The following is a 6,814-nucleotide window of genomic DNA, read 5'->3' on the forward strand; positions in this document are numbered from 1 at the left end:
CAGAGTTCGCGCCCGGTGCAGGCGTTGATCGAGTTTTTGCGCGAGCGCCTGGATCAGGCTGAGGGTGTGCTCTAAGCCTCACACACAACCCCTGTGGAAGCGAGCCTGCTCGCGATGGCTCAGTGTCAGACAACATCGATGTTGAATGACCCATGGCTATCGCGAGCAGGCTCACTTGTATGGTAGGACTTGAAGGGAGGAGGAGGGACAAGGCTCGTTTGTCATCCCGAATCCTATAAATCGCTGAGTAAGCTTTGTACCGCGATCACCGCCTTATCAAGCACCGCTTCCTCACTAAGGTCGGTCGTATCAATCCTCACCCAATTTGCCATTCCACATTGCTCATAGCTGGATCGAACTCTATTTTGATACGCAATGAAACTTTTAAGGCGATCTTCATTGCCGCCATCAAAGGCGCCGCTTTCACTGAGGCGGAAAGACCCCTTTCTTTGCGCTGCAAGAGCGGGGTCGACATCCAGGAAAATGACGGCGTCCGGTTTTCTAATGGTTGAGAATATTGTTAATGCCTCTTCAGCCATCCCTGTATTTTTAAGTAAAAAACGTGCTAGATATTTATAGTGCCAGCCATCAGCAATGCAACTAACGCCAGAGTCGATTAATGGCCTGATGGCAGCATAATCTGTGGCTTGAAACCAGGCGGATATTAAACTTATCCAATGCCTATCGCCCAATTGGTCTAAAGGAGCGTTGTCTGGATAGTCCCAAAGAACCTCTCGTATTCGAGACATGTGAAACTCTGTATACCCTGATGGAACCGGTGGTCGGTTTTTATCTATATAATTAATTTTAGAATATGATTCCGAAACCTTGTCGAAGGTTGCCCTCGCGATCGTTGATTTTCCTGCTCCGTCAGTGCCTTCGAAGGCGATAAATATAGGTTGGTTAGATAAATGACTCATGCAAATCCCCCCAGGTAGGCTTCGGTGTCTAATGAGTTTCTACCACTGCCCTCGATTAATGGTTGAAATCCTTCTCTGTGATATATTTCCGACATCTTTTTCCCAACCTTTATCAGGAAGTCTATCGATGGGCGCTGTCTGTTAGAATATTGCGAGCCCACGTCAGGGTGAAATGCTGCAACAGCAGGTACCACTCCCATGTCTCCGAAAAATTCGATACCTTCAATGATTGATTCCAACGGTTCCATCCCGGCGACAAAACCAGCATATACATTGCCACGACCTAGAACTTCGACAGCGGCTTCAAAAGCGGCTAAAAACCGTTCGCGAGTATAGTCACGAGCTTTTCCCGGGCAAACCTCTTTAAATAAAGCCGGGTCGAATACTTCTATGCTCATAGACATATTATTGCCATTTTTTTTGAATCGATCAAAAAGACGAAAATCCTTGGGAGGCATAGAAATCAAGTGGTACTCCAAGGTGTTGTGGAGGTTGGTTTCTTTTACTCTTTCCAGAAGATCTATATGTATTGAGTAGCCTTTGTCGTAGTTTGGAATTGTTCCGCCGTTCAATAGGACCCGTTTATATCGTCCTTTTTCTTCCTTGATTGCTGTCGCTACGGCCTCTCCAGCGATATCGCCTTTTATTCGCATCTTATGATCAGATAGTATTTCTCTTGCTGGTCCTAAAGAGCAAAATTTGCACTCATCGCCATTGTTAAAATAATAGCAGTGGCCTGGAGAGAAAATACCGAGAGTCGAATTGCCATATACGGTGACGTGTTTCTCAAATAGCTCGCTATTGCTGAGGTGCATGCCATAAGATTTAGGTCGCTGTGGAAATGTAATTTTCACAGTTCTATTTCCAATCTTGAGTACGGGGATTTGCTTCTCTAAGGAAATGCAGTAATTTGAGTCTGGGTTGTAATTTGCAGCAGCGATAATCTGTCCACCAAGAATGATTTCTTGCGGAGTGCGAGTGCCATGGTTGAGAATAATACTGTCTCCTGTGCCATAAGCTCGCCTTTTTTCAATATGATCTGTTCGCAATTGAAAGTACTCAAGAAATTCTCCGGAAAAACTCACTCCATTGCACAATAGTTCAAGCTTTAAGCTTACGGTTTCGGCTAGCATGATTTTTATCCAGTTAAGTTGGTCGTGCGCTACAAGATAAGTCGTATCAGCTCTGTGGAGGACAAGGCAATGACAGTTCCGGTGTCTGAAAGGGAGGCGAGGGAGGGGGGGAGGGAATATCTAGGGTTTCCTGTTTTATCAAATAGAGCGCCTCCGGCTTCTCTTAAAATCAACTCTGCTGCGGCAATATCACAACTACGCTCATGTCCTGGTGTATTTATATCTATAAAGGCGTCAAGAACTCCGGCAGCAATAAGGCAGATTTCTACCGAGGAACATGAATAAATGCGGATTTTACTGGCTGTCCACATTAAATTTTGAATTATTGTTTTTTCTCTATCCTCCTTGGGTCGATGGAAAGAAATCCGCATGTCCTCTATGCAGTTGACTTTGCGAGTATAAAGTCTTTTCACTATGATCGGCGACTGAAGGTAGGCTCCCTCGCCCAACGCAGCGGTATAGACTAGGTCCCTTGAGAGGTCATAAACCCAACCAAATATATACGCTCCCTCGTGGTAAAGAGCCACACTAGATGAATACGTTGGAAAACCTGAAACTGCGTTGTGTGTTCCATCTAAAGGGTCTATTAGTAGGTAGAAGTTTTCATTTTCGCCATATATGGTTGCTGAAGTACTTTCTTCTGAGTAAATGGTGGTTCGAAAGCTTATATTGGAGAGGCAGTCATATAATGTTCTTTGGCAATCTAAGTCGTACTGGGTTTGTGAGTTGTCCCAGTGTTTTGTTTCTGTGGTGACGTCTGGCAAACAAGCCAGAGTTCCCGCCCAATAACGGCGCAATTGTTTTCTAGCCTCGTAAAGGCATTCTTCTATTTCGACAATATATTCGCACTTAAATAATGGCCTCATGTCGGTTGTCCCGTGATCAATTGTATATGCCACAGGTCCCTGTCTAATCTCCGAGCGCAAGACTTGACCTCAAATAGTTTTCCAGCATAAACAGCGTAATCTGCGCTCATGAAGGCACTAAATGATTTGGGAAATAGTGCTACAGTTTTTACTTCGATATCGTAACCAAATTTTTTCCTGACCGTGTTTGCTGCCTGCCTGAGGCTTCCTCCGGTATAGGCTTTATCTATAATCAGCCATGGTTCGTTCGATGAGGTTGGGGAGGGGAAAATATCTTGAAATGCGTTATCCCTACTCAGCAGGTTAGAATCATTTTGCCGATGAACCTCTGAGAAAAAAATATTAGGATCCCCTGTTGCTGCCAAGTAGCCAAGGGCAATCGGTAAACCTGCTGAGAGTAAAAATAATTTGTTTTTTGATATTTTTTCGATTTGAGACCAGATTTCATGATTCTCGTAAACATGTCGCGTGTTAAATGCAGGACAGCTATCCCAATGTTCATGGGATATATACTTGCTATAGAAGGCGCAGAACTTGTTGTGGAACTCTAGGGTTTCGTTGTTTGTGTTTGTAAGTAACCGGCTCTTGGTAATGCCGCGAATGGCTTTGTTTATAAGGGTTGGAGATGTGTCTCGACGAATATGCGCAAATGCCTCACTAACAAGTTTCCTTTTTAAATTGCCAAGTTTTGTTTTTGACGGGCCAGAAATGGCTATTTCTGGTGATAGGCCGTCTCCACTAATTCTGCGTACCTCTGTGTCCGAAATTTGAATTGTTGTTAAATTTAAGTAATCCCATATGCGCACAATTTCCTCGTCAAACAGGCCGTTATAAATGGGTTCGAGGTTGCTTAAATCGCAAACCATTTCTTCAGGGTGTCTCAGGTCAAAAGACGCTCTTTGAAGATGGCAGCCATTTAGTATGGCGTTGCGATAAGTGTAATAGTCGTTTGTTTGCACGCCACTTAATGTCCGCCAGGCATGATGCTCACTGATGATAGTGATTGAGTTGGTGCGCTGGCTTAGTGAATACGGTGCGGGATTTACCTTGTTCATAGTTAAGTCCTCACTACAGCGTGCAAAATAGACAGTTAGTTTAAAGGTTGTATTTTGTGTTTTGTCTTAATTTCTTATTAATGGGCTGTTCGCTGCTTTTTAGAATACTGCCTAGCCGCCAGAGTAGAAGCAGCATCAGAAAAAACGAACAAAAGACTAGCGCTACGAATAGGGAGCGAACGCTATAGTCATGAAGTGATAGTAGTCCAATAGAAAGTATTAGTCCGAGGATGTTGAGTGATAATATAGTTAGCAGTGTGGGAATCCAGAAGTCCCACATGCTTCTTAATGTCATTCGAGTCACAATATAAATGTATTCAAATATTAAGAACGGGATCGAGATTATAATATTTTCCTCGATCAATCTTCTGGTTGGCACATCGGATGTATAGATTGTTGATATATTTTCCTTTAATAATAGGCAGGCCAGTAAGATTGGAGTCAATATGAACAAGCCGAACTTTAATCCTTCAAAATAGGTTGCTCTCAAGGATTGGAAGTCCCTTAGTTCGTAATGTCGTGCGACTACTATCCCTGTAGCATTCCCCACTCCAATTGAAATCATATATACGATACTTAAAAAGTGCAGCGATGCCTGATAAGCCGATAAGTTCGTGTTGTCTATGGTTTTTGAGATGAATGAGAATATAAAATATAGTGAGCTTTCACCTCCAAAGCAAATTGCCATGGGGGTGCCGTTAATTAAGTAGTTTGCATATGTGGCCTTTGGGATGTGTTTTGAATACTTAAATTGTGAGATGTATTCGCGGATTTTTAAATTAAATAGCACGACTGCAAGACAAGCAAAAAAGCATCTCAATCCAGAATATGTGAGAGCGAAATAAATAACATCGGTGTTTGAATTCATATGAACAAATAGTGTGCAGGCTGAGGCGAGAACAGCAATGAATGACCATGTGTATATCAGTTCGTATTTGGCTCTTTTAATGGCGTTGAAAAAATTGAAGATGACTATCTGCAGGTATAGAGCAGGAACTGAAATTGAGAGTGCCAGTAGTATTTTAAGGCCTTCGAACTCTCCGTTGTCTGTAGGTGGTCTTGAAACGATGGTGCCAAGTATAATTATAGCGAAAACAACGATTGCCCCAAGAAAAATTGCAAACCTAAATGAAATAACTAATTCGATTTCAATTTCGTCCGTATTTAGGTCAGTCGACCGGGCTATCTTGACTAGTGATACTGAAAAAAATCCGATAGCTACTACGGTTACAAAAGAGATCAGTGCCCATGCGAATGATGCATGACTAAGTGAATCAACTATGTAATGACCGATAAACGAAAAATAAATTAATGAGGCAGTCAGTTCTCCTATTCTGGAAAATATTAGTGGAGTAGCTATCCGAGTAATTTCCATACTTGGTAACCCGTGTTCGTTTAAGGATACAATGAAGGCGGTCGGGGCGTAGAAGTTTGCTGCGTTGAAAAATGTATTTTTCTCAATCCCATTCTTTGAGTAGGCTAATTAAAGATGGTGTATTCTTCGCCGCGAAGTATTTTTTCCTGAAATAATACTCACACATTGATATTTTGTGCTTGGTCTGCTTTCGTTTATCGAATTCCTCATCCAGGGCAGAAAGTGATTTTTGCATTGAAGGGTAAATTTTGGATTTTTTTAGCAGCCCTTCAATGGCTAAAAATACCTGGTCCATGTAGATCAGCGTATCTTCGATATATGATCTGCATTCGGTTTCTGTGATTGCTCCTCGTCTGGACAAGGAGAAAAACCCATTTTTTATTTCATCGAATCCATCGACTCTGAACATATTTGAATAAACCCACTTGTAGTGTTTGTTTGTTGTGCCTGTCAGGTAACTAAAGCTCATCGTCGTTTTCAGCATCATGTCCCGGGCTATCTCACAACCCATCCATAGATTTCCCGACTGCCAGCAACCCTGAACATCTTGAAATGCATAAAATACGGGGAGCTTTTCACGATGAGCTACATAAATGTGTTTCTCGACAGGGATTCTGGATTTCAGTTGATTGAATTTTTTCTCGTTTTTCAACGCGTACCCAATTAATGATCTATGAATGACATTATTCTCTGTGTTTGACAGTACTGGACCATAGAGAAATCGCTGGTCATCAGAAATCTCGTCAAAAGCTGTCTCTATCTTGGTAATAATGTCTTCCAGTTCGGAAAACGTTATGTAATCAGCATCAATGTGTATGCTGGTTTCGCCGTAGAAATTTGTGGTGTTATGAACGTCTTCATTTTGGTGGATGTAGTGATAATTTATATCTGTCACTAACGCGTGGCCACAGTTTGTAATGTCGTTTGCTTTAGGTCGTTGTTCGCATAAAATGATGCAGTCGATATCGGAATGGACAGTGCCTATTCCCTCGATTAAAGAACCTGAAATGACTAAAACGCTTGTTTTTTCTAAAAAAGCCCTTTCGCGTAAATAGTTTTTTGGTATTGAAATTTGTCCGTTTAATATGGAAATCTCAGTGTCTGAAATTTTTGACTGCTCGACTTTAATTAGCGGAACCATATTTGTTACTCCTTGCGCAAGGGTCAGCAGATGCGTTGCGATCCGAAGAGTAGGAAGGTGCAGTGTTTTACTTAAAGTCACGTTCTAGTTAAGGGTTGATGGCGTTTGCGTACTTAAACCCTAGTTTCGAAATGGACGGGTCGTCAACATCTGTATGAAAAATCGGAATATTCTTACAAAACTTTGAAGTCTGGGTGTTTAAACACCAAAAGAAACTTCCTTTTTTGTTGAGAGATTACTCCTACAGAGTTGGCGCCACGAGAACGTGGAGTTGTCCAAGGCTACGACACCGAGTGGACGCTAGGTGCAATGGCGGTTCGACGG

6 protein-coding genes are annotated in these 6,814 nt (G+C 42.2%); all 6 read right to left on the bottom strand.

Translation table 11 applies throughout. The annotated features are described in order from the left end of the window. Positions 1-233: 233 nt before the first annotated feature. Entirely contained in the window at positions 234-920 is a 687-nt protein-coding gene (locus PMI22_RS21340) for a dTMP kinase (protein WP_007944213.1), read from the bottom strand. Continuing rightward, positions 917-2,053, bottom strand: coding sequence for a radical SAM protein (locus PMI22_RS21335; protein ID WP_007944214.1), 1,137 nt, complete (start codon positions 2,051-2,053; stop codon positions 917-919). The genes PMI22_RS21340 and PMI22_RS21335 overlap by 4 nt, the downstream gene beginning before the upstream one ends. Positions 2,054-2,082: 29 nt before the next feature. Further along, the gene (locus PMI22_RS30395) at positions 2,083-2,919 is read right to left on the bottom strand and encodes an inositol monophosphatase family protein (RefSeq protein WP_007944216.1); all 837 of its coding nucleotides are present in this window, start codon (positions 2,917-2,919) and stop codon (positions 2,083-2,085) included. Continuing rightward, positions 2,916-3,974 (bottom strand): hypothetical protein, encoded by a 1,059-nt coding sequence (locus PMI22_RS21330; RefSeq protein WP_007944217.1) that lies wholly within the window; start codon positions 3,972-3,974, stop codon positions 2,916-2,918. The genes PMI22_RS30395 and PMI22_RS21330 overlap by 4 nt, the downstream gene beginning before the upstream one ends. Positions 3,975-4,014: 40 nt before the next feature. Next, on the bottom strand, positions 4,015-5,349 hold the full coding sequence (locus tag PMI22_RS21325; protein WP_007944219.1) for an MATE family efflux transporter: 1,335 nt from the start codon (positions 5,347-5,349) through the stop codon (positions 4,015-4,017). Between the two features lie 82 nt (positions 5,350-5,431). After that, complete coding sequence (locus PMI22_RS21320; RefSeq protein ID WP_007944221.1) at positions 5,432-6,490, bottom strand: hypothetical protein; 1,059 nt, start codon at positions 6,488-6,490, stop codon at positions 5,432-5,434. Positions 6,491-6,814 lie beyond the last annotated feature (324 nt).

The organism is Pseudomonas sp. GM21 (assembly GCF_000282215.1).
In the GTDB taxonomy this organism is placed as follows: domain Bacteria; phylum Pseudomonadota; class Gammaproteobacteria; order Pseudomonadales; family Pseudomonadaceae; genus Aquipseudomonas.